General features: G+C 56.3%; 19 protein-coding genes. 8 read left to right on the top strand and 11 right to left on the bottom strand.

Going from position 1 to position 22,797, the window contains the following annotated elements; all coding sequences use genetic code 11:
- The first annotated feature begins 62 nt into the window (after positions 1-62).
- From QYQ93_RS24995 to QYQ93_RS24965, 7 genes are all read left to right on the top strand, one after another.
- Positions 63-1,373 carry a hypothetical protein gene (locus tag QYQ93_RS24995; RefSeq protein WP_338475706.1) on the top strand — a complete coding sequence of 437 codons (1,311 nt, stop codon included), beginning with the start codon at positions 63-65 and terminating at the stop codon, positions 1,371-1,373.
- Between the two features lie 61 nt (positions 1,374-1,434).
- Positions 1,435-1,662 carry an AlpA family transcriptional regulator gene (locus QYQ93_RS24990; protein ID WP_338475705.1) on the top strand — a complete coding sequence of 76 codons (228 nt, stop codon included), beginning with the start codon at positions 1,435-1,437 and terminating at the stop codon, positions 1,660-1,662.
- A 462-nt stretch (positions 1,663-2,124) separates the two neighbouring features.
- A complete protein-coding gene (locus tag QYQ93_RS24985; RefSeq protein ID WP_338475704.1) occupies positions 2,125-2,826 on the top strand; it encodes an inovirus Gp2 family protein in 702 nt (233 codons plus the stop codon).
- A 406-nt stretch (positions 2,827-3,232) separates the two neighbouring features.
- Complete coding sequence (locus QYQ93_RS24980; RefSeq protein WP_338475703.1) at positions 3,233-5,107, top strand: UvrD-helicase domain-containing protein; 1,875 nt, start codon at positions 3,233-3,235, stop codon at positions 5,105-5,107.
- Between the two features lie 5 nt (positions 5,108-5,112).
- On the top strand, positions 5,113-8,304 hold the full coding sequence (locus tag QYQ93_RS24975) for a helicase-related protein (protein ID WP_338475701.1): 3,192 nt from the start codon (positions 5,113-5,115) through the stop codon (positions 8,302-8,304).
- Positions 8,294-10,147, top strand: a complete 1,854-nt coding sequence (gene drmB, locus QYQ93_RS24970) for a DrmB family protein (RefSeq protein WP_148852544.1) — start codon at positions 8,294-8,296, stop codon at positions 10,145-10,147. Before QYQ93_RS24975 ends, drmB begins: the two co-directional genes overlap by 11 nt.
- Positions 10,147-11,835 (top strand): nuclease-related domain-containing DEAD/DEAH box helicase, encoded by a 1,689-nt coding sequence (locus QYQ93_RS24965; protein ID WP_338475699.1) that lies wholly within the window; start codon positions 10,147-10,149, stop codon positions 11,833-11,835. The genes drmB and QYQ93_RS24965 overlap by 1 nt, the downstream gene beginning before the upstream one ends.
- Positions 11,836-11,894: 59 nt before the next feature.
- Here the strand turns inward: QYQ93_RS24965 and QYQ93_RS24960 are convergent, their stop codons facing one another.
- From QYQ93_RS24960 to QYQ93_RS24930, 7 genes are all read right to left on the bottom strand, one after another.
- Positions 11,895-12,470, bottom strand: a complete 576-nt coding sequence (locus tag QYQ93_RS24960) for a hypothetical protein (RefSeq protein ID WP_338475698.1) — start codon at positions 12,468-12,470, stop codon at positions 11,895-11,897.
- A complete protein-coding gene (locus QYQ93_RS24955) occupies positions 12,451-12,933 on the bottom strand; it encodes a very short patch repair endonuclease (RefSeq protein WP_338475696.1) in 483 nt (160 codons plus the stop codon). The genes QYQ93_RS24960 and QYQ93_RS24955 overlap by 20 nt, the downstream gene beginning before the upstream one ends.
- Positions 12,933-14,591, bottom strand: a complete 1,659-nt coding sequence (locus QYQ93_RS24950) for a DUF2357 domain-containing protein (protein WP_338475694.1) — start codon at positions 14,589-14,591, stop codon at positions 12,933-12,935. The genes QYQ93_RS24955 and QYQ93_RS24950 overlap by 1 nt, the downstream gene beginning before the upstream one ends.
- Before the next feature lie 3 nt (positions 14,592-14,594).
- Positions 14,595-16,274 (bottom strand): McrB family protein, encoded by a 1,680-nt coding sequence (locus tag QYQ93_RS24945; protein ID WP_148852545.1) that lies wholly within the window; start codon positions 16,272-16,274, stop codon positions 14,595-14,597.
- Positions 16,240-17,745 (bottom strand): DNA cytosine methyltransferase, encoded by a 1,506-nt coding sequence (locus tag QYQ93_RS24940; RefSeq protein WP_338475691.1) that lies wholly within the window; start codon positions 17,743-17,745, stop codon positions 16,240-16,242. Before QYQ93_RS24940 ends, QYQ93_RS24945 begins: the two co-directional genes overlap by 35 nt.
- A 571-nt stretch (positions 17,746-18,316) precedes the next feature.
- Positions 18,317-19,108: a hypothetical protein gene (locus QYQ93_RS24935; protein ID WP_338475689.1), complete on the bottom strand. Its 792-nt coding sequence runs from the start codon at positions 19,106-19,108 to the stop codon at positions 18,317-18,319.
- 113 nt (positions 19,109-19,221) lie between these two features.
- The gene (locus QYQ93_RS24930; RefSeq protein ID WP_338475687.1) at positions 19,222-19,575 is read right to left on the bottom strand and encodes a hypothetical protein; all 354 of its coding nucleotides are present in this window, start codon (positions 19,573-19,575) and stop codon (positions 19,222-19,224) included.
- A gap of 138 nt (positions 19,576-19,713) precedes the next feature.
- Between QYQ93_RS24930 and QYQ93_RS24925 the strand changes: the two genes are divergently transcribed.
- Complete coding sequence (locus tag QYQ93_RS24925) at positions 19,714-20,061, top strand: helix-turn-helix domain-containing protein (RefSeq protein ID WP_043048414.1); 348 nt, start codon at positions 19,714-19,716, stop codon at positions 20,059-20,061.
- A 44-nt stretch (positions 20,062-20,105) separates the two neighbouring features.
- Here the strand turns inward: QYQ93_RS24925 and QYQ93_RS24920 are convergent, their stop codons facing one another.
- From QYQ93_RS24920 to QYQ93_RS24905, 4 genes are all read right to left on the bottom strand, one after another.
- Positions 20,106-20,393 carry a hypothetical protein gene (locus tag QYQ93_RS24920; protein ID WP_338475685.1) on the bottom strand — a complete coding sequence of 96 codons (288 nt, stop codon included), beginning with the start codon at positions 20,391-20,393 and terminating at the stop codon, positions 20,106-20,108.
- Between the two features lie 66 nt (positions 20,394-20,459).
- The gene (locus QYQ93_RS24915; RefSeq protein WP_338475683.1) at positions 20,460-20,672 is read right to left on the bottom strand and encodes a hypothetical protein; all 213 of its coding nucleotides are present in this window, start codon (positions 20,670-20,672) and stop codon (positions 20,460-20,462) included.
- A 57-nt stretch (positions 20,673-20,729) separates the two neighbouring features.
- Positions 20,730-21,626 (bottom strand): hydrolase or metal-binding protein, encoded by an 897-nt coding sequence (locus tag QYQ93_RS24910; RefSeq protein ID WP_338475681.1) that lies wholly within the window; start codon positions 21,624-21,626, stop codon positions 20,730-20,732.
- Positions 21,627-21,716: 90 nt separating this feature from the next.
- On the bottom strand, positions 21,717-22,718 hold the full coding sequence (locus QYQ93_RS24905) for a lambda-exonuclease family protein (protein ID WP_338475679.1): 1,002 nt from the start codon (positions 22,716-22,718) through the stop codon (positions 21,717-21,719).
- Positions 22,719-22,797 lie beyond the last annotated feature (79 nt).

Raw genomic sequence — 22,797 nt, 5'->3', positions numbered from 1 at the left:
AAAATCTTTTTTCATAAAAACAGGGTATATTTATCGATATAAATTTAAGTGAGATTAACGCTGTGCTCGTTGACTTATTGCTAAAGCCGGTGTCAGGTCTTGGGCCGAATGCGAGGTTTTTCCTGGCGGCTTTCGCGATGCGCTTTGGTGGGGAAGGGGCTGTTTTGCTTACGGTGAAGGAATTGGCGAGGCGTCTGATGATCTCGTCGCGCCTGGTGACGGAGGTGGTGCCTGAGTTGGCGAGGGACGAAGCGTTCCTAGTGGTCAAAGATGTGTCAGTAGGGCGGGGGCGGCCCACACGTAGTTATGAAATTGCACCTGCGCTTCAAGAGGTTGAGCGAAGCAGGCCAGAGTCCATCGCCTCGCTAACTCATGGGCCTCTCATCAGGCACTTGCTGTCCTGCCCAGATATCCAGGAGTCGGACAGCATTGTGGAGGTTGCTGTAGGAGAGTCGGAGCAGGCAGTTGGTTACAAGCAGCTACCTGCCAGGAAAAAATCGAACCGACTCAGCGTCAGTAATCGATTGCTTCTGGCTGTATTGATGTGTCATGCGGATGACCTCGGAGTTGTTCGCAGGGTTGGGATGCCCATGCTCAAGCAGCTCACAGGCCTGGATGAGGCCAAGCTGAAACCCAGGCTGCGACGACTGGTTCATCTGGGGTTCATTCGTAGTTCGGTTGCGGGGGTAACCAGTTCGATTTTTGCGGAGGTCAAGGTCAGCACAACTTATTTTCTCAATTTGAACCACCCGCAGCTGAGGCTAGAGGAAGACTGCTGTGCGTCCATAGTGCTCCACGAGTATGGAGTCGGTCGTCGGGAGACTGTCTCTGCCGCAGCTCCGGCTGTTGCGCTGCGTTTCTTCCAGGCGCTTAGGGAGCCTGTTTTTGAAGTGCTTTATCTAAAGTTGGCTCGATATGTGTCGCACCTGCTGAGCCACCATTGGAATGAGCTGCGTTTGCCAGAACGCTCGTGGGAGTTCGCGCCGCTGAAGAATATGATCTCAGCCGACTTCAATCGACCGCAAGGAGATTTCGCGACGGGCTTGGCGATAGGGGAGGCCGATTGGTTGGAGGTCATCGACCATTTTCATTGGTTTGTGGTAGCGCGGGCCGCCAAGATCAAGTCTCGACTTGAGGGCACGGTATTGGGCGACCTCAAGGATTCGCGAATGGAGGTGATACCTTCCCCTGATCGAGACGACGGTAGTCGGATCACTACGCTGTTGCTGAGACGGGGGCCGGTACCTACGGCCAGTTGCTTGGTCATTAGGGATGCGCGGTCAGGATTCTGTGAGCCATTCAATGGAGAGGCGCAGCTAGCTGCGGACGAGCGCTACCAGTTTGGCTTGCAGACTAATCCCAAGTCGGGTTGAGCTGGTTAGGTCATTTTTAACCGCTTCTGCAGATCCTCTGAGCCAATAGAGGAGCCTGCTCATGAGGATCATCCGCCTGAAAGAAGTCATCGATTCGACCGGCCTGGCAAGGTCGACTATTTACAAGTACATCGGGGAGGGTACCTTCCCGAAGCCGGTCTCATTGGGGGACCGTTGTGTCGGTTGGGTTGAAAGCGAGGTGCACGACTGGATTTTGGGAAGAATCGAAGAGCGTGACTTGGCTGAGAGCGCTGCAGCCCGCCCCGGCCGCCTGAGTATGACCAACTAATCAATCATCTGCGTCATGACCGGTTGGTAGCTGGTCATGGCGTTTATGCCGCTTGGGGGAACCCTACATTCTCACGTAACTCCCGCAGGATCCCAATGGGGCACTCTCGGCAGGCTCGGTAATGCTGTTCCTCCTAGCTAGGCCCATCGGGAGAGAGGATGTTAGGTTTCTCGCTGAGTCAGTGCAGCTGATCGATGGTTTATCTCTGGAGTAGACGCCCTGAAGAAATTCACGGTGCAGCTTTGAAAAATCCTCCCTCAATCCCGGTGTGTCCGAGAGCGTCATTTGCGGTGCGGGTAGTATGCTTTTACTAGCACTTACTACCCGTAGGGTTAGTGGGCTGATTCATTGGAGCATCGACCAGCGTATCCTGCATGGGAGGAGCAGACAGTTACGAGGTAACGGTTAAAAAATACAAAGCAAACTCAGGTTATGAAACTCACCAACTGAGGCGTCATAACCATGACTAGTAATCCTGACAACACCAGCCGCTATTCGCTTCGTCATTCCAGCAATACCAATCTCCACCTGCACCATGACTGTACTTTTGAAACTCTACCTTTGATGGTCGACAAGGGACCTTTCGTCAGGGAGTACCTTTCCCGGCTTAAGCGCACCATCGACCAAGCACTAGCTCAGTATCCGAGGGTGCTGGCCTTCAGGGTGGATCTCAGGTTACCCCAGGGCACCATTCTCCCTGACCATGCCTATACGAATCAGACCATCAGCAGGTTCATCGCCTCCTTCAACGCCAAGATCGAGCACAACCGAGATAAGGCACGTGAGCGGAATCCTTATGCCCATGATTGCAAGGTTCGCTACGTCTGGACAAGGGAGTTGGGAGAGGGGCAACGACCGCACTACCATCTGCTGATCCTGCTTAACCGTGATGCCTACTACACAGTGGGACGCCTATGTTCTGAGAGGGAGAACAATATCAGCCGGATGGAAGAGGCCTGGGCCAGTGCTCTGAGGTTGTCAGTGGACCAAGTGATAGGGTTGGTCCATATCCCTGGGAATGCTGAATACCGAATAGACCGGAATGTCAGTCATGGTGATGCTGACAAGTTACCAATGCTATTCCATCGTGCCAGCTACCTCTGTAAGGCAGCTACGAAGTCATACGGTGATCAGCAACGCGGGTTCGGCACCAGCAAGGGATGACGCTTGGTTCTGCATAGAGCTTTCAACCACGCCGAGCTGAGATTCTTCGTATGAATTGAATTAGCTGGAATATCTTCACCTAAGATGATGGTTTCCAAAATAAAACACCCTGCGAAAGCGTAGCCCTCGCAGCGTGTGGGGGTGACCATATCATTAACCGCCCACCATCAAACCACCACTCCATCTGCTTTCTGCGGGAATTTCCACTAAAGCCCCATCCATAAGGCTGCTCGTGATGAAAGCCTTTTGCGCGCAGATGCCATAAAGTAGGGCCTCGCAGGTCCTCTGCGGGCTGAAGTGATCTCTGAGAGGGCCAAGAAGATCGAATGCTGGTGGAAAGTAAGAGACAGCTCTAACTCCTCGCAGCTGTAGTGATCCCCGAGCTGAAGTAAGGAACTCTTTAGCCATGATTTTTGCTGGAAATACTCTTATGGAATCAGGCTGGGATGCAGATCAGCTCCGGGTGATCGAGGGAGATATGGATGCCCGGCTTGTCGTCGACGCGGGCCCCGGAACCGGAAAGACGGCTGTCGCTTGCGCGCGCCTCGCCTATTTGATTACTCAAGAAGATCTTGAGCCCAGCAACACTTGGATGATCAGCTTCACGAGGACCGCAGTAGCGGAAATTCGTGCGCGGCTGCACTCTTACGTTGGCGATGCATCCTTTGCTATCCGGATTGCAACCGTTGACTCGCATGCGTGGTCCATCCACTCCGGACATGACCCGAAAGCCAGACTGACTGGATCCTACGAAGAGAACATAGATCGAGTCATCGAGCTTTTGATGACTGACCTAGATGTGGCTGACGAGCTGTCGAAAATAGAGCATGTCGTGATTGACGAGGCGCAGGACATAGTTGGACGGCGAGCGGACCTGATCGGGGCTCTAGTGAAGCAACTGCGTTCGGACTGTGGTATCACAGTTTTCGCCGACGAGGCCCAAGCAATCTATGGCTTCTCTGACGACAGCATCGACCGTCGTAAGGCGGCTGGCTCCAAGCCCGTTCAGCCGTTGCTAGGCCGTTTGCGAGCCGAGAAAGCTTGGGGTTTCACTACACTGATTCTGAAGGAAATTTATCGTACGTCCTCTTCCGGACTTCGGAAGATCTTCTCGGAATTGCGCCAGGATGTCCTCGACAAACAAAAACACCGCGACGGATTGCACGCCGAGACAGCGGAAAGAGTCCGAGAGTTGGCCGACAAGAGCGGGTTAAAGTGGACGAACATGAAGGTCGCCGACTTCACCAGCGACGATCTTCTGTTATTCAGAACTCGTGCTGAAGTGCTCATGGCGTCGCAGTTTTGTAATCTCCCCCATCGGCTGCGACTATCAGGGTATGGCGGAACACTACCGGCATGGTTGGCGATCTGCTTCTCGGATTTCGTTGAGCTATTCCTCGCAGAGCGGCGTTTTCTTGACCTGTGGGCCTCGCGCATCGAGGGCAAGGCCGCGCCTCAGTATGGGCCTGTTGAAGCTTGGCAACATCTCATGCGCATTGCAGGGCGTCAGGATGGCTCCATCGACATGCAGATACTGAGACGTCGGCTGGGCCAGCCCCGGCCCCCTGTCGAGCTGACTCTCCCTGAGTACGGCCTTCACGGGCCGATCGTAGGGACGATTCACGCGAGCAAGGGTCGAGAGGCTAGCAACGTCGTTCTGCTGCTGCCGAACGGTGCAGAATTCCAGAGCATCGAGGATGAGATCGAAGAGACGCGCGTGCTTTTTGTCGGAGCCACGCGCGCGCGCGCATCCCTCATCGTCGGAGAGTGTAGCGCCCTCAGAGCGTCAACCTTGCGATCGGGACGGGGCCATCGCTCGACGAAAAGTGGCCAACCCACGATGGTCGAGATTGGTCGTGACGGCGACATCACGGCGCGTGGTCTTGTCGGTTGCAGCGAGTTCAGCGCAGCCGATGCCTCTGCAGGGCAAGCCTTTCTGACCAAGGTCGCCGATGTTGTCACCACCTACAAGTTGGAAGCCGATCCCGACCTAGATTGGCGCTACAGGATCCATACCGGTAGCGAGGGTTTCTGTGTTGGTGCGCTGTCGCGCAACCTCACGTACGACCTCTGGGAGATACTCGCGAACAGAAACCAGAAGCAAAGCCACAAGCCGCCGAGCTACGTGAACCATGTGAGAGGTCAGGGGTGTGCAACGATCGTTCTGGGCCCCGACGACAATGATCTCGAGACGCTGCATGAGCCTTGGGCCTCCTCCGGTTTCGTCCTGACACCGAGAATTGCGGCGTTCCCTCCCTTCTACTTTTATGGCCGGAGGTAGCTCCCATGCAGGACAAATCGCAGGACAGAGACATCGTTGCCAGCAGGCTTGCCGAGGACCTAGTCGGGCCACGCGCAGAAGGTGAGGAACTTACGACACGTCCATCCGACGTCTATCTCACCGGCATCCTCTGGCCCCAGCGCACGGCAATGTTCGGGGAAGATGACGAGCGACTTGGGGCTGCGGGCGCCGGTTCGGGCGAGGAGAGCGACGGTGAGGCCGAGGTAGTCAGAACTGGGTCGCTCCAGAAGCCGTCCGTGGCAGGCATATCGTTCAGCGTTGCTTCCAGCGGCACACCACAAGCACGGGTCATCTGTAGTTTCGCTACGTACCGGATCGAAAAGCTCAACGACGTCGATGTTTGGGTTCGACAGCCTCATAGTGTCGAGATTCCCGGTCTTGATCTATCGGCCGGCCCAACGCGCTTGATTGCGCTTGCAGCGCTCAGCGATGGACTACCCAACGTCTCACTTAGTGTCCGATCCATCAATGCAGGGGACGCGGTCTTATCTACTCTGACGCTCGTGAATTCGGTCGTGCCAGAGCAGGGCCGAAACGAGATTGAGGCCGCATCGCTTTTCCAGACGGAGCTTCGCATTGAGCCCTGTGAGGGCACTCTCTTGGTGCCGAAGCCTCCTAGGCGCGTAATGTCGCTGCCTCAAGCGGGGGAGGGAGGGGCCGGCTCAATTAGTGATGAGGAAAGCGGGGCACTGCTGTACAGGAACGTGGCGGAGTTCGCTGTCGGGCACGTCTGCTCGGCCGAGTGGGAATCCGCAGACTATGTAGCTGGCGTTCGGCCTACTGCACGATGGGTAGGGACGACTTGGCTCCCGTCAGCTATCGTCGAGAGTGTTGATCCGAATGGTCATGTCTTCTTTTCGGAGCTTGGAAAGGAACGCGTAGCCTTCGATCCGCTTTCGGCCGAGTCTCTGGCTTCCGCCGACACAACGAGCCTCCAGCAGGGACTACAGCTCTTCTGTGATACCTACGAGCGCTGGATACTAGTGCAGCGTAAGCGACTCGACAACGTGATGGATGTGAGCTCCGAGCTGAAGTACGTCGCCTCCTCACATCTTGCCCGATGTGAGGAGGCGCTTGAGCGCATGCGGGCATCTGTTCTCGATATCGGCGCTAATCCGCGGCTCCGGAGAGCATTTCAGCTGGCAAATCTTGCCATGCACTTGCAGCACTCGTGGGATAGTTCCAAGAGCCGTCACGCTCCTTTGCGGTGGCGGCCGTTCCAGCTGGGGTTCCTGCTTCTCAGTGCACCATCCTCGGTTATCCGCGAACACAAGCACAGAGGAGTCATGGATCTCCTTTGGTTTCCCACCGGCGGAGGCAAGACCGAGGCCTACCTCGCACTGATCGCATGCATCGCTGTGTATCGTCGCCTCTCCGATGATCCGAATGACCACGGAGGTGTCTGCGCCCTCATGCGCTACACGCTTCGCCTGCTGACGACGCAGCAGTTCGCACGGTCGGCAGCCATGATCGTGGCATTAGAGGCGATACGCTCCGGCCGGGCGGCGGTTCCTGACGGCTTGCCGCTTCAAGGTGACGTGCCATTCTCGATTGGTCTATGGGTCGGCGGAGACGCAACTCCCAACAAGCGTGCAGATGCATTTGCTTCTCTTCGAGGGTCATCGGAGGTGGCATCGCCGAAGCAGCTCTCTCGCTGCCCCGCATGTGGCGAGAAGCTGTCATGGTCGATGGCGAACGCAACCTCACCGGTTGATGTCGAATGCACGAATAGTTCGTGCAAGATGTGCGGGATTCTGCCCGTCTTTACAGTGGATGATGATGTCTACGACAACCGGCCTACGTTGTTGATTGGAACCGCCGACAAGTTCGCGCAGATCGTCCGCGAGAAGAGAACCAACAGACTGTTCGGTGTTACAGACGGATCTCCACCTGATCTCATCATCCAGGACGAGTTGCATCTCATCTCAGGTCCCCTCGGGACTATCGCGGGAGTGTATGAGGCAGCATTCGACCTGATGTTCGCTGTGCGCGGATATCGGGCAAAGGTCATCGGTTCTACAGCAACGATCCGTAGAGCGTCGGAGCAGGTGCTGGCTCTGTTCGATCGCGAAGCATTCCAGTTTCCACCGCCAGCAATCGATCATGATGACTCCGGTTTTGCTGTTCGCGATCGGCGGCAAAAGGCGGTGGGAAGGCGTTATCTCGGCATCACCACGGCCGGTCGATCGGCAAAGTTCACCCTGCAGGCCGTCGCAGGCTCACTGTTGCAAACTGCTTTCGCGGCTTTCAGCGATGATGTTCGCCGAGATGCTTACTGGACGCTCGTCGGGTATTTCAACTCGATTCGTGAACTTGGTGGTGCGCTCGTCCTCATGCAGGACGACGTTACTGACAGTATCGCGTTATACGCTAGCGCACGCCGCGAAGAAAAAAGAACCCTTCGTAACGTTGAGGAGCTGACCTCCAGAAGAACGCAGGAAGAAATCCGCGGGATGCTAGAGGTTCTAGACATCAAGGTTGGGCTTCCCGGCGCAGTCGATGCGGTGCTAGCGACGAACATGGTCAGTGTCGGAGTGGACATCTCCCGGCTAGGACTGATGCTGGTCAATGGACAACCCAAGACCATCGCCGAATACATCCAGGCCACTAGCCGCGTCGGCCGGGGAGAAGTGAGCGGGCTTGTGGTCTCTGTGCTCAACAATGCTAAGGCACGCGACCGTTCACATTTCGAGACGTTCTGCAGTTGGCATCGCACCCTGTACAGGGATGTGGAGGCAACGAGCGTCACTCCATTCGCGTCACGGGCTCGCGACAGGGCGCTGCACGCTGCGTTGGTGGCTGTGGTACGTCATCTTGTTGCCGATATGCTCGATTCTCCACGCATGAATGATGAAGCAGAGGATGAGGCGATGGACCTCATCGGCCTGATCGTCGAGCGTGCGAAGCGGATTGATCCCGAGGAGACGGCCGTTAGGGAAGAGCTGGAGTCCCGTCTTGATACATGGAGAACAAGATCCCCAGCGGTCTACTGGAGTGATTACAAGGGGGGAGGATCCCTTCTCCAGAGTGCTGAGCGCGCCGCAGCTCGCCGGGCTGCCAACCGTGAAACGGGAGCTGCTTGGCCGACCCTCAATTCAATGCGGACCGTCGAAGCTGGGACCCCTTTCAGGATGGCCCCTGTCCTCAGGGCAAAGGATGACATACATGAAGAATGAACTTCAGGATCTGCGGCGCAGCGCAGTTGTTTCTACATTCGGCCCCGGTTCGGTTGTGGACTTCAGGGCCGGTGGAGGAGCAGTTTCGGGTATCGCTGCTGGGCTTGAGGAGTGGGACCGCTCCTTCCCCCCCGCTGGCTTGGCCCACCCGCAGGTGATCCGCGAGCCACGCTTGCAGAAAAAGCTTGGCGTTAAAGGCTTTAGGTCTCCCCCTGTCACGCTCGAACGGAGAAAAGATGACGAACCAGATTCCCGGCGTCTCGTCGCCGTGCGTTTCCCGAAATGGCTGCAATGTCCAGGCTGCGATTTCATCAAGCCGGAACGCCGATGGGCAAACGATCCGGGCGAGGCCTATCGCTACTGTCCGACTTGCACCGAAAAGTCTCCTGGACGCAGCAAGGTCTTCGTCATCCCAGTTCGCTTCGTCATGGCCTGTAAGCATGGTCACGTAGACGAGTTTCCTTGGGACTGGTGGGTGGGACACAAGCCGGAATGCCCGACCTTGAAGCGTGATAATCCGGATCGCCATCCCGGTCTGATGCTTCGAGCGGAGAACCCTGGCCTTGCGGGGCTCATGCTGAGTTGTCCAAAGTGTGGCGCGCGCCGGTCGATGGACGGTGTTTTCTCGAAACAAACCTGGGAGCGAGGTCCGAAGTGCCGGGGGCATCGACCATGGCTGAGCGACGGCGACGAAATATGCGGAAAGGAGCAGTATGCTGTTCAGCGAGGTGCGTCCAACCTGTACTTTGCGGTGACAGAGTCAGCCCTCAGCATCCCGCCTTGGTCCGACCGTATCCAGGAGGTTCTGGGCGACTGGTGGAGTTCTCTCACGAATCTCGACGACCCGTCGAGGCTTGAGGAGTATATCGGCTTCCTTGCCAAGGGTGATTTAGAGAGCATCCTGCGGGAACTGAAGATGTCGCCCGCGGAGCTGGCAGAGGCAATCCGGAACCGCCTCGTGTCGTACGGACAGTTGCAAACCGATGACCTCCGTCCGGCGGAGTATCGGCAGTTCGTCGCCGAACCTAGTCGGAGTCGGACTCCCGACTTCGAAACCCGCAGAGAAACCGTATCCCCAGAAATAGCTGCATGGATCTCCCGAGTGGTACGGGCTGTGCGCCTCCGCGAGGTTCGTGCCATTAAAGGGTTCACCCGGATCAATCCGCCAGGTGATCCGGACTCGCCGGAGGTGGCACGGCTCTCCAAGGAACCGCTTGATTGGCTACCGGCGATTGAGGTGCGTGGTGAAGGCATCTTCCTTGCGCTGAATGAGGGGTGGCTTTCTGCGTGGGAGATTCGATCTGATGTAATTGCGCGCGTCTCCGAGTGCGACGCTCAGCATCAAGCGAACTGGAAGGAACGGTACGGAGACGACGCAAAGCCGCCTCGCGAGATTACCCCGCGATACATGCTCTGCCACACACTCGCGCACGCTCTAATGCGCCAGTTGACGCTGGAGTGCGGATACTCCTCCGCATCGCTACAGGAGAGGATTTATGCCGGGAGTGGCGATGAACAGATGGCCGGGCTTCTGATTTATACCGCGACGCCAGACTCGGACGGAACTCTTGGAGGACTTGAACGGCAAGGAAAAGCAGGGCGCATCGAGGGAATTTTGCAGCGTGCGATCAACGCGATTGAGTGGTGCTCATCCGACCCACTCTGCATTACGGACATGATGGGAGCGATCAATAGCTACTCGCACTCAGTGTGCCACGCTTGCTGCCTTGCTCCAGAGACATCATGCGAAGCTTTCAACAGTTTCCTTGATCGCGCCCTCTTGATCGGTGACGGGACAAATTCGGGACTCGGATACTTCGAAAACATGCTTAGGAGAGGCTGATGGCGGTGCTCTGGCCAAGGAAATTACCACGCTCGGTACTGGATGATCCGAGGCGGCGAGCGGAAGTTCGCGTGTACAACCGACTAGCCGAGGTTCTCGACGATTCCTTTCATGTTTTTTACTCAAGCCCTTGGCTAGGCACCGACCGGTTGGGAAACGAAAAGGACGGCGAATGCGACTTCCTGATCGCACATTCACGACACGGCATCCTCGCGATAGAGGTCAAAGGGGGGAGGGAAATTTCGTTTGACCCGATGGATGCTCAGTGGCGCAGTACAGATCATGGTGGCTTCGTCCACAAAATTAAGGACCCGGTGGCACAGGCGCGTAGTGCAAAGTACGAAATTCTGAGACGGCTCCACGAATCACTCAGGGGGCCAAAGCGTGTAATACATGCCACTCATGGGGTTGTATTCCCTAGTGCTGGGTCGCCTCGTGGCAATCTCGGAGCTGATCGCCCGGCCTACATTTTCTGTTGTTCAAATCAGCTTGAGCACGGTCTCCATGAGTGGATCACAGATCGGCTGAAGGAAGGGCAGCGACCTGATAACTGTGAGTCTCTTGGTCGTGACGGTATAGCGGCGCTGGAGAGACTTCTGGCACACCCCTTCACCCTGAGCTTCCGAATCGGTGCCGCACTTGCGGAAGCTGAAGGAGAGTTCCGTGTCCTTGAGCCCTCCCAGTACCATATCCTTGATGTCATCACCGATATCCCGCGGGCCCTGATTCAGGGTGGTGCAGGCACAGGCAAAACTGTGGTGGCGATCGAGGAAGCACTGCGGTCCGCCGCCACTGGCAGGAAGACCCTCCTGACTTGTTATAGTCGCCCGTTGGGAATTGACCTTGAGCGAAGACTGAAAACCGTAGAGAACCTCACGGTCGCCAGCTTTCACATGCTGTGCGGGCGCATGGCAAGTCAGGCAAGTGTTCAGACCCCTACTGGCGTCAGCGAACAGGAGCTCTACGAGAACGTGCTGCCTGATGCCCTCTACAGTGCGATGGAAATCAAGCCTTCGCTCAAGTGGGACACGATTATTGTCGATGAAGGCCAGGACTTCCGTGCCGAGTGGTGGATCGCGATCGATGCCTGCCTGAACAGCAATGGTCACCTCCGTGTTTTCATGGATAGCAATCAGAGGGTATACGACAGCCTCGGGAGTGGCGTTCATGATCTAAGCGTGGTTCCAGTTCGGCTTTCCCGAAATCTCCGCAACACAAAGAACATCCACAAGGCCGCTTCGGTGCATTATTCGGGTCTCGAGATAATTGCCGACGGGCCCGACGGTCTCGAGGTCTCTTGGATCAACGCGGATAATCCAGGTTCGAAAGTTGAAGCTGCATACGGGGAGCTTCGACGGCTCGTCAACAGTGAGGAAGTGGCACCCGGTGACATAGCAATCCTTGTCAACGGGCCCACCGCTAGGACAAGCTTTCTCGAAAAAAGCAGCGGGACGAATATTTCGCTTACAGACGCCGAAACAATGGTGCTCGAAGACGTAGTCGTAGATACCGTACGACGGTTCAAGGGGCTGGAACGGCCGGCAATAATTCTCATCGTAAGCGGCGACGAAATGGAACGTCGCGAGCTTGCCTATGTCGCGTTCTCGAGAGCGCGGGCCTACTTGTGCATTGTGTGTTCCGAAGATGACGCACGCTGGCTTTCAGGAAAGGAAAAACGCGACGACTGACGTGTCTCCCCCAATGGGCTTGCGTACGTACCAATGTCGAAGGCTTTAGAATAAAGTTCTCAGAGGGGCACGGTAGAGTTGTCTGGATTTTTTACTCTAAGGCTGACCGGCGAAGGCAGGGTCGCTAGGCTTGCAGGTCTGGGATAAATTTGGCGCCCAACACTTAGCACGCGGTTGGAGCGGGCTACATACCAAGCGTTCATTCTGATATCCCAGCTACGGACTGCGCAGAATTGTTGCCAGTCGAGCTCGATGATGCGCTCTAATGTGAAGTCTTCATGGATCAGAACGATGAGGATGAACTCGAAAAGCTGACGTTCATTATTGGACTGGTCCGGGTAAATCGTCCCAGATTTTTTTGCTCTTTGCAGCGTCTTGATCGAGTATCGGTTTCCTTCCCGAGAAATTGCATCTATGTTTTTTGTGCCTCGAGGGGATGGGGCCAGGACAGGTAGATCGGGGCGCTCTTTAAAGGCGGCAATTGCCAGTTTCTCGCCGATTTCGCCGACATTGAAGCTTAAGCCCCGATTCCTGGCCTCTCTGGCAACTGCTGCATGTAGTGCCAGAAGTTGGAGGTCGTCAAGGGGGGGCAGATCCATTGGGTTTTCGCTGGGCTTACGGTTGATTTTCTTCATGTGCTCTTGCAGCTCCGGAAATATCTATCAGCGTAAGTTCCTTTGATAGCAGGAATGTCTGGCATCTTGTAATAACTTCATCGCAGGTAAGTTTGGCAGGACCTCTGATACTGCACTCCCAAACATTTGCCACCCGCCATCCTAGTTCAAGCAGAGCTGTAGTAGCTCTCTCATCCCGGGCACGATTAGACGCGATCTTTGTGGCCCAGAACTCCTGGCGAGTTACCGGAAGTTTGAACATTGGGCAGCCGTGCCCGTGCCAGAAGCAGCCGTTGATGAAGACCACGGCGTGATAGCGCGGGAACACAAGGTCCGGGCGGCCAGGCAATTTTCGATCCTGCAGTCGATAGCGAAAGCCTCGGGCATGTAACCCGTGCCGGATAAGCATTTCTGGTTTGGTATCGCGTCCACGAATCCGGCTCATATTGAGGTGGCGCTGTTCCGGGGTAAGGACATCAACCATCAGGGCTCTCCGATAGCGTCTGCGACAATCGCCTTCAGGCTGCCTCGGAGATCTTCGCTGCTCATCCCCGGGCGTAGGGTAATAGCACCGAAGCGGAACTTATCCCGGTACTGAGGATGGAAAAGTCGTCCCGGTACGGGGGTAGTCTTGAAGTCAGAATTGAGGGCAGGAGCGTGTGGTGTTAACAGATAGGCGGCTGTAACAACTCCCTCAATCTCGCCGCTCTCGGCCTCTTGTACCAGAGCGTCGCGATATGTGTGAATCGAAGTCAGCGCGTCATTCAGACCGTCATTAATGCGGTACTTTGCATCCAGGACGATAACCTGCCTCCTAGGACTTCCGAAGCCGGTACCTGCCAGAACCACATCCGGCACCATGACCCGGCTGAAGCTGCCTTCGCCACTTGGTTCTATCCAGTATTCACGGTATTGACGTTGGAAGCACAAGATCTTGTCAGGACCGACTGACACGATGACCGCTCCTGCGGAAATAGTCACACCGCCGGCCGCGTCGGTCACGAACAGATTGCTCAGGTCTATGCCGGTTGAACCGTACTCTTGAACGGTCGCGCGAAGAAGACGCAGGAAGCACCATAGTTCGTACAGCTCATACGTTCTGGCCAGTGGCATCTGCAGGAAATCGCCGAACAGAGCCGCAAGGCCCAGGTTCATGTCCTGCCATAGTCGATAGAAGCGGTGGTAAACGGGGTCATTGCGAAACAGCGAAGACATCTTCAGCATCGCTGGGCTGTCGGTGACCTCTACCATAAAGCCTGAACCTGAAGCATCGTTGAACTGGCGCGCAATGCGCCGAGCACGTACAGCCCAATTACCTGCTGTAGTGAGTATCTCAGGATCTCCGGTACGGCCTACCTTGGCAAGTACATCGGCGACACCTGACAACCAAGCTGCCCACGACCGAAGACATGCCTTGATCTGCCGATGCTCCGGAATGTCTACGCTATTGCGACGTTGTCGTATTGTAATCTGTGCTGGCAGGCGCCCGCCGAGGGCTGCAGGCAATCGGGATGGCTGGCTGGTTTCGGTCCGGATAAGTCCGGACCGAAACGATTTGATAATTTCTGGGCCTGTGGCACGTACGGCACGGTGAGAGGGCACCGTTACCTGCTCAGCGCGCAGGAAGTGCCTGGGTGAACGGTTGATTGCGCTAATGGTTTGCGTAATCTCCTCGGCTCGCGAGCGCAGGAATTCCAGCCGGGCAAGCGGTGGTGGTTTACTGCCGCGTTGGCGGGCAATGCTCTTACGGAATGCACTGAGCGAGAAGAGGGCGAAGGTGTCTTCCAAGACCTCGCGAACCATAGCGTCAAAGTCGTTACGGGTGAGCTTGCGAAGATCCGGATCAGTAGTGATCTCGAAGCGGCGGACTTCTGTGCCGGGCAGATGTAGCGCAACTTCTACCGAGCCGGCATGGAAGCCTGGTGTCCAGCGCCAGCGGGCTACGCGTGTATGGCGCGAACGCAAAGCCTCGATAGGTACATCGTCGATCAGAAGATCGGCGGCAATTGCATCATCGCTGTCGCGCAGTTCAAATAGGTAGGAAGAAGCTTCCCTGATCGAACCGCTAGGGATTACATCCTGCAAAGGCCAGACCTGCCATGCAGGTCCTCCGTCCTCGCTCTGGACATATAGAGTTGTCATTTCTCAGCGCATCGCCTGGAAGGAACCGAACTCATCCAGATCGCTCAATAGTCTACGGACATACTTCAGTGCGTGGGGAAGACCCTCGCAAGCCTTTTCCAGAGCATTTAACAGCGGGCGCTGGCGCTCTGAGCCACGCAGCTTGACCAGGACCTTTTGTACCAGTAACTGGTCCGTGACACTGCCAGTCGGATTCTGCAGGTACTTGGCGTCGAAGGCGTGATATCGCACAAACTCCTCAATTACCCGGTAACCGAACCCTAAGCCATAGTGCTCCAAGAGTCCGTGGACTTCTATCAGTTTCGGTTCGGACGCATCCTTTGCATTCCGCAGTTCAGGGCAACGGTCGGCCAATGAGGCCATGAAACCCGATACGTCCACTGCTGACATGTCGATCACCGATGCCCGATCAAGTACTTTGTCGCTGACAGGGTTAGTTGTTTCATCGACGTTAATTGTGCCGATGATGAACAGGTTAGAGGGCAGCGGAATTTCGGCACGGACGCTGGCGCCTGTGGTGCCCTCCAGCGGTACCCCGTTGGAGTGCAGTTGCAGTGCTCCTCGGGTCTCAATGGCGGACAATATGTCAGACAGATAGTACTCAACCCGCGCAAGGTTCATCTCATCTAGTATTACAAATACCGGGGAGTCCCGGTGCGCCGTTGCAACCAGCACTGCTTCCAGAAAGGTCGGTACGACGTATCGGTTCGTCAGTACGTCGTAGTAGCCCGTCAGTCCTGTAGGGTCTGTCCATTCTGGGCGAACTGGGCACTCAAAAAGTAGTGGGTCGGTGGCTGTACTTGAAGTTAGGCCGTGAACTGCGCGTGCATATTTCAACGCCAGTTGCGTCTTACCTGTACCTGAAAGTCCCGAGAGAATAACGAAGTGCTTGTGGTCCAGGAAGTTTAGGGCGGCATGAAACCGCCGGACCTCTCCATTTGGATAGTGGCCACCCAGGGCCTTGATCGCCGTCTCGATTTCTTCAACCGGAATGGTTGGTGGCAGGCGACGCATGTCTTGGCTGAGCGTTGCTGTATCTGCCCAAACGGGGAGTTCGTGAATTTTTTCCCTACCGACCAGGCTGCCTAACCAACCGATGAACTCGCGAGCAAGGAGGCTACGCCTTGCGGAGGCCGTCGGCGGATACAGGGCAACAACGATCTCATCTGGTTCCGTGGAGGGCCCGAAAGGTGAAAGGTCGAAAGCCAAACTGTCCCAGAATTTGGCGTTGCGCAACCACAGGCGCCCATCCCTTGCCAGATAGATAGGCACCAGATTGTTCCTGGCGCTGTACTTGATAGTGGTCCCAGGGGGTTCCGGCAACTCGTCACTATCTCCGGCCGCTTCCAGAGCAAACTCCGAGTCTTCGCCTGCACTCTTTGCCGCTGCGCCCAGACGCTTCATTTCGGCCAAGCGCTCGAGGAAACTTGTTTTGTCCTTGCGGACCAGAACAGCAAAGTAGACCTCATCCTCCGGTGGGAACCGGAGAACGCATCCAAATATCAGAGCCTCGGCGTCTTCTCTGACGTTATCTAGGTTGACTACCCCAAGCTGGATGCCGCCCTCAACAATTTTCGCGCTATTCGATACCCCGAACAGCTCTCGCGGGCGGACTGCTTTTGATGTGCCGAAGTGCTGCTGCGCAGCTTCAAGAAACTGTCGTTGCCGCTCGACGAGGCTCATCTACCGAATCCTTTTGCATGATTGCCTGTTTGATGGTCTGTTTGATGTGGGTGGCTAGTGCTCTGGCCATCAGAGGCGGCACCGCATTACCGATCTGCTTGAAAGCGGGGTTCATTGTGCCGCTGAAACGGAAACCGTCCGGGAAAGACTGTAGGCGTGCAGCTTCGCGAACTGAAATGGTTCGAGCCTGCTTGCTGTCGTAATGGATGTGGCTATAGCCATCCTTGCCTAGATGGGCCAAGAGCGTGCGTGCAGGCTGGTCTCGCCACATTTTGCGCCACTTATTTGGGAACTTGCTTACGTCATATGGCGGCACAATCGAGGCCTTCAATGCCTTGTACTCTACCGAACCGTCAACGAGCGTTTCTCCGTAGGTACGCGCAATGGCCAAGCGCTCCTGGAACATTTCAGTGGCATGCGCATATGCCTCAGGATACTGATCACCTGGGTTCATGCGAGCAAACAGTTCGTAATCCCGTGGTAGGTAGCGGATGACATGATCCGTCAACCCATCTTTGGGAGCCTCATGATCGGACCACGTGCGCATCAGTTCTGCATAAGCGGAAGGCTTCCTGCGGCTGTAGCTGACTGGGTTGTCGAAGCGGCGGGCGCCACGGCCGATCTTCCCAGCAGCAAGTAGCTCTCGAGCGTTGATTGCTGGGAGGTCGTCTAGTGCTTCCTCCGCCGTTACTGCGGGTGGGAGGTCTGGAGTCGCAGCTGGCGGTTCGATGTAGGAGTGAGCCTCATCGGCCAAATTGCGCAATGACTTGAGAGCGACGGAGCGAGATCCCTCATATCCGGGGGGCAGTATCAGCCAGTGGCTGGGAGAGGGGAATGAAACCTTCGCCCCTAACTCACGTCGGTATGCAATCAGGAACATCCGTTCGCGCATCTGTGGGACGCCATAGAATGCTGAGTTGAGCAGGGTGTAGCCGCAGACATAGCCTTTAGCTTCCAGGACCTCACAGGTTTCTTCGGCAATGTTCTGGCCGCCGTGGTTCAGAATGTCGGGTACATTTTCCATAAGCACGGCTAGTGGCTGGAACGCGTCTACGTACTCCAGATACTTCTTATAGAGCTGTGCCCGTGGATCATGGATGAACGCTTCGGGATGCTCCTCGATCTCGCGCAGTTTGGATCTACCCACTCGAGCAAATGCTTGGCAAGGCGGTCCCCCCACTACGATGTCGAAGGCATCTGCAACATTGCCCAGATCAAGCTGGCGGCAAAGATCAGCCGGCGTGGTCTTTGTAATGTCAATTGGCTGGCTGTGGGCCTCAGCACCACCATGGAAATTTAGGCCGTGCGATCTGGCCGCATCGGGATCGAACTCAACGGAGCCCCGCATCTCGAAGCCTGCAGACTCGAAGCCAAGTGAGATACCGCCACAGCCGGAGAACAGATCCAGCACGCGAGGCTTTGCGGAGGTTTGGAGGCGCGCCAGTTTACGAAGAATGACATCTTTACTCATGAATCAGATCCTTGTCGCGCAGACATGCGAAGGGGCAGTTGGAGCTGCCCCTGGTGCTCGTCCAGAAAGCGCTGCACCGCCATGCGTATGACCCAGGCAGACGAAACGTGATTCGCGTCGGCCAGAGCTTGTACCTGGAAGTGGACGTCCTCAGGCAACATGACTGAAGTCCTGACGGTCTTACGATCAGGAGCGATAGGGGGGCGGGCCATAAGCTGAAGACCAGTGGTGATAGTGGTGCCATTGTGCACCACAGTGCGTACCCTTGCACCAATTTCCTGCCCAGCTGTGTTGGGACGGTAAGTATCAAGGCGCGCTATGGGCGAAACAGTCCTGCTCGTCCGTGAGACTGACGGAAAATTTTGCGTTGGATGAGCTGTTGGCTTGGCTCGATGATTTCATCTCAAAGTATGAAAGTCATTCCATCACTAAGTGACAATACGATGCTTGATCGTGTCGATCCGTCTGAGGTCAAGCCGATGATCAAAAAAATAAAAGTTGAAGTGAAGCCAGTAGGGGGCGTATGACCCCCTATTTGCAGGATTAGCAAGGCGAGTATTGCTCAGGATTGTTATTGCAACAGATAGCCCATCGGTTGGTCATCTTTGTCGAAGCAGAGGATGGTTTCACAGTGACCTCCTAGCTGGTCGGCATTTGATTCGCTGATGTCCGGCAACCACTTGCCCAGTTCGGCAATAGGGACTTTCTTGCTGTTGATGTAGCAATCATCATCCATGCGTGGGTTGCACCAAGCGGTTTTGACTTCTGGCCACTCGGTTTGGGTCGAAGGGGCAGGTGACTGCTGAGTCGCTGGTTTCGCCCCTCCTTTCTGTGCTTGCCAAGCTGCATGGCCGCCGTCATAGCGCCCGTTAAATGTAGGGACGAGTTGGTCGTCAGGTACCCCAATGTCCAGGTAGAACTGGTACAGGAGAGATCCCGCCTCGGCATACGACACTTGACGGGAGGTATCGATGCGGTAGGCCACTGGCTTGCCGTCGGTGCTGGTGCCGATGCGATACCAGATCGATATTGTGAACAAAACGTCCTGGTTCCACTCACCCACCATGGCATTGCTTATCCGGCACTTGCCGCGCAGGCACTGACCACTTACTTGGTTGACATAGCGCACGTCCAGTTGACGCTGGGCATCCCAGATGAGTACATCGCGGGCGGTCTCCAGCCACGTGCATTTCAGCATGGGCTGACCATTGAAGGCTTTCTTGGCAATACACGGGATAGCTTCGGGGAGGCCATTGGTTGAAGTCTCGTCTGGGAAGGCGATAGCGCCCCATGCGTAATGGTCCACGACGGCGTTTGCGTTGGCGCAAAAAATGAGCAGCACGATGCTGAGTATCCGTTTCATGGGTTCACTCCAGTTTGTTGCTTCTGTGCAAAATTAACGACTGATGACGGGGCAAACGAGCCCAGCAGAACAACAGGGTTCTTCGCTGTTGGTAGTTGTGGGAATGAATGGGGTTATTTCTTGTAGATGACCTTGAGCCGCTGATTCACGTAGTCCTTGAGGATTTCGTAATCAGGGTTGTAGGTAACTAGACCGTGCCCCACGCTTGCGACGGCCCCGAGCGTTACCACGGTCAGTGTTGCAGGTGTGGACAGGACGCTGAATACAGCACCGAGTGCGCCGCCCTGTACCACAGCACTTTTCACGTCACTTCTGACTCGACACTTCAGTCCCTGGCTTTCAATCTTGGTTTCGACAAGTTTGATACCTGCCATGAAATTGCCCCTGAGGCCATTGATCTCGAAGGATGTTTTGCTTCTCAGGAGACCTTCAATCTGCGCTTCATTCGGGCCCGTTACGACGATCATGTTTTTTTGAGCTCCCTGCAAGAGGTGGTGGTTTAGAGAAAAAGTCGAATATCAACCTTTTGGGGTGAGTCTCAGCTTGGGAAGTCCTTCATGTCAACAGGTTGATGCCCAACCATCCAGGTTGAACTGGAGGGCGGCATGGCAAAAACCGAATCGAAGCAGCTGGCGGAGCTTGTTGGTCAAGCAATTGCTCGCCAGCGTGCTCGTTGCAAGCTGAGTCAGGAACAGGTTGCGGAAAAGCTTGGGATTGGAAGTGAGGCTGTATCCCGTATCGAGCGCGGGATCGTCATGCCTAACATCGAGCGTTTGGTCGAGTTAGCGGAAATTTTTGGCTGTGAAACCGCCGACTTGCTGACGGCGGGCAGTTCACGCCCAGAAGACCAGGCGCGCAGGCTCGACGATTTACTGTCCACGCTGGATACGGATGACCGCGCACTCGTCATGGGTGTGGTGGAGCGTCTTGTTGACCGGCTCGGTCGTGACTGAGTTGCTATTTTACTGCGGCTGAGGCGCTTGCTCAGAAGCTTCCTTCACCGCCTCATCAATAAAGCGCCGCAGCGCAGGCACAGACAGTCTTCGCCTGCGAAGTGATATTTGGCGACATCCTCAGCCAATCGCAGCGCCGATGGGTAAGTCGGTGCGATGGCGGCCAGCCCACTCAGTAGCGAGTTGTATCCGAGGCGATCCTGCGTGCCCTGATTCGTGTCCTGAACTCCTCGTAGCGCGCCATCGGCCAGGCCGGCCAGCAGGGCAACGCCTCTTGCGGCCTCCTGGGCCAGGACGGCTCTTGAGTCGCAGATCAAACATTGTCTGATCATCGTTCATTCTCCTGATGGGTTAAGTGCGGCCATTCCCTGTCTGGCCGCTCATAAAGGTTGCTGAGGTCACCCCTGTGATGCGGGATTTTTCGTGGGATTGTCCTGGCCGGATGCGCGCAGTAGCTTGCACAGGCGGTTCAGAATCCAGCACGCAAGGACTACGGCGACCAGCAACGGCGGGAAACGCAGCATTAGCAGAATGCTCAGCACCAGTACGCCTGCTGCAGCCAGCGCCCCGATGAAAATGAATAGGCAGAATAGAAATCGAAGCAGGGTCATGACGGCTTTCCGAAAGAGCCTGCCTGGCCGATGCATTCAGTCCAGGCAGGAGTGGTATCAGTTGGCGTGCGAGGCGAGCGCTTCCAGCTTGCCCGCGAGTGAGTTGGGTGCCGGTTGCGGTTCGTCACTCTGGGCAGCGCCGGTGGTGGCATCCGTGCGCGAATAAAACTCCTCGATCACGGCGTCACCGTCTTCCTCGCTGTCCTCGAACGCCCCGTTGCCGAGCCCATGCTTCGCTGCGCTGTCCAATGAGGCCTGATCGAAGCCCGCAGATTGCCGGGCTTCATCGAGCTGCCGAGCGGCGAGCAATGCTTCCTCCATGCTCATGCCGCTGCGCACGGTGATATCGACGTAGAAGATCGGCGTGCCGTGGCTTTGCCGGGTGGACTTGCCGCGCAGACGCAGTTCCAGCGGCAGGCAGGCCAGGCGGTTGCCCGAGATGGCTTGGAAGTAATGCAGCCGAGCGGCCAGAGTGCGGATGCTATTGAAGCCGGTGGTACGGAACACGAAGCTGCCCAGCGGATCGTCATCACCGATGAGTACGTTCAGCCGACCATAAGGCTTGCAGGCCCCCCCTTTGGCCAATGGACACGCATCCGGCGAGGGGCAGGGAAGTGACTGCATGCCGTCTTGAGTGGCACGCTTGCAGGTCTCGCCATTGCCCACGCACAACGGCCTGCCAGACTGCCGATCAAACAGGTTGTAGTCGGCGCGGAAGTTCAACTCGGGCTCGTTGAAAAGCAGGCGCATCGGAATGCTGCGCAGCTTGTCCTCGTGGCCTTTGCGTAGCTCGTCATTGAGCGGGTGTAGCAGCCAGCCGTCCTTGGCCTGTACCTGCGAGGTGATGGTGAATTGATCATCTTTCTCCGGCAGACGCTTGCCGTTTTTCTCGATGACCTTGCCGATGGAAATCCGCCCGAGCACGGGCGGTGTGATAGCCAGACCTTTCAGCATGGTGGTTCTCCTAGAAATGAAAAAAGGCCAGTCACGCAGAACGAACTGCATGGGCTGGCCAAGGGGAGGGAATGATTGAGGGGATGGGAATCAGACCACCAGAAAGCGCCGTGCACCAGGCTTCGGCAACGTGTACTTGGCCTGCAAATAAGGCTTGTCCTTGAGCAACTGAGTGACGTCCAGACCGATGCTGTCCTTGGCTTTGCGCCAGCTGATAAAGCCGTTGCTGAACTCCGCTCGTGTGGCTTCACCCATGGCCTGTTGAAGCATCTGCTTAATCTGGGCTTCGCGTGTTTCCTTCTCGCTGATGGATTGGCGCACGGCTTTGAGCTCCAGGTAGGCGGCAGCCAAACCAGCACGACCACTGAAGTCGACCGTCTGGCCGTTGTCCTCTGGATATAGGCAGCGCAAAGCCGCCTCGGCCGAAGCACTACCGTCGGCGGGTGGCGGGGTGTCGGTTTCTACATAGGACCAGAACTTGCGCTCCAGCTCGACCAGGCGGGCAATCATCTGCTCGTTCCGTTCAATTCTGTGGATCTCCAACGTCTGGCCGCCGAGCAGTACCGCCACATCTGCCGCCTGCTTGCCGGTGACGGCGAGCTGGTGCATCACCTGTAGCTGTACATACTCAGGCACGCCTTCTTTCCAGAGGCGTGCGCCGTTTATGCCGGCCGTTTTGCATTCGAGGATCTGCACATCGTCCGCACCGATGACCTCTCGGTCGATGTTGGCGAGCATCCAGGGCAACTCAGGATTCGGATGCTGCAGCACGGCGTTGATGCGCCGTACCTTGTTCTTAGTGCGCTTGCTGTAATGCCAAGCCACGATGGGCTCCAGCACGTTGCCCCAGTACATCGGGCTTTCCTCATCGTGGGGATCGGCCTTCGGCAGTGTGGTATCGCGGCCGGTTTTCTCCAGCCACAGTTCCAGCTGCGACTTGTAGGGATTCAGACCCACTGCGGCGGCTGCATCAGAACTGCCGATGCCTTGCTTACGCACTGCCAGCCAGTCTTCACGGGGTAATTCCTTGGTACTGATTAGGCGTAGCGCTGGGCGAGCCTTGCTGGTGCTGCTCAACGAAGTAGCTTTCATAGCGTTCACCTTGCGGAAATAGAAACGCCCGACCAGCGACGAGGCTGGTCGGGCGTTATAGGGGGGAAGAGGTAAGCGG

Source organism: Pseudomonas khavaziana, assembly GCF_036704165.1.
GTDB lineage: Bacteria > Pseudomonadota > Gammaproteobacteria > Pseudomonadales > Pseudomonadaceae > Aquipseudomonas > Aquipseudomonas khavaziana.
The sequence above is the reverse complement of the archived record's forward strand: the minus strand, read 5'-3'. Positions and strand labels throughout refer to the sequence as shown.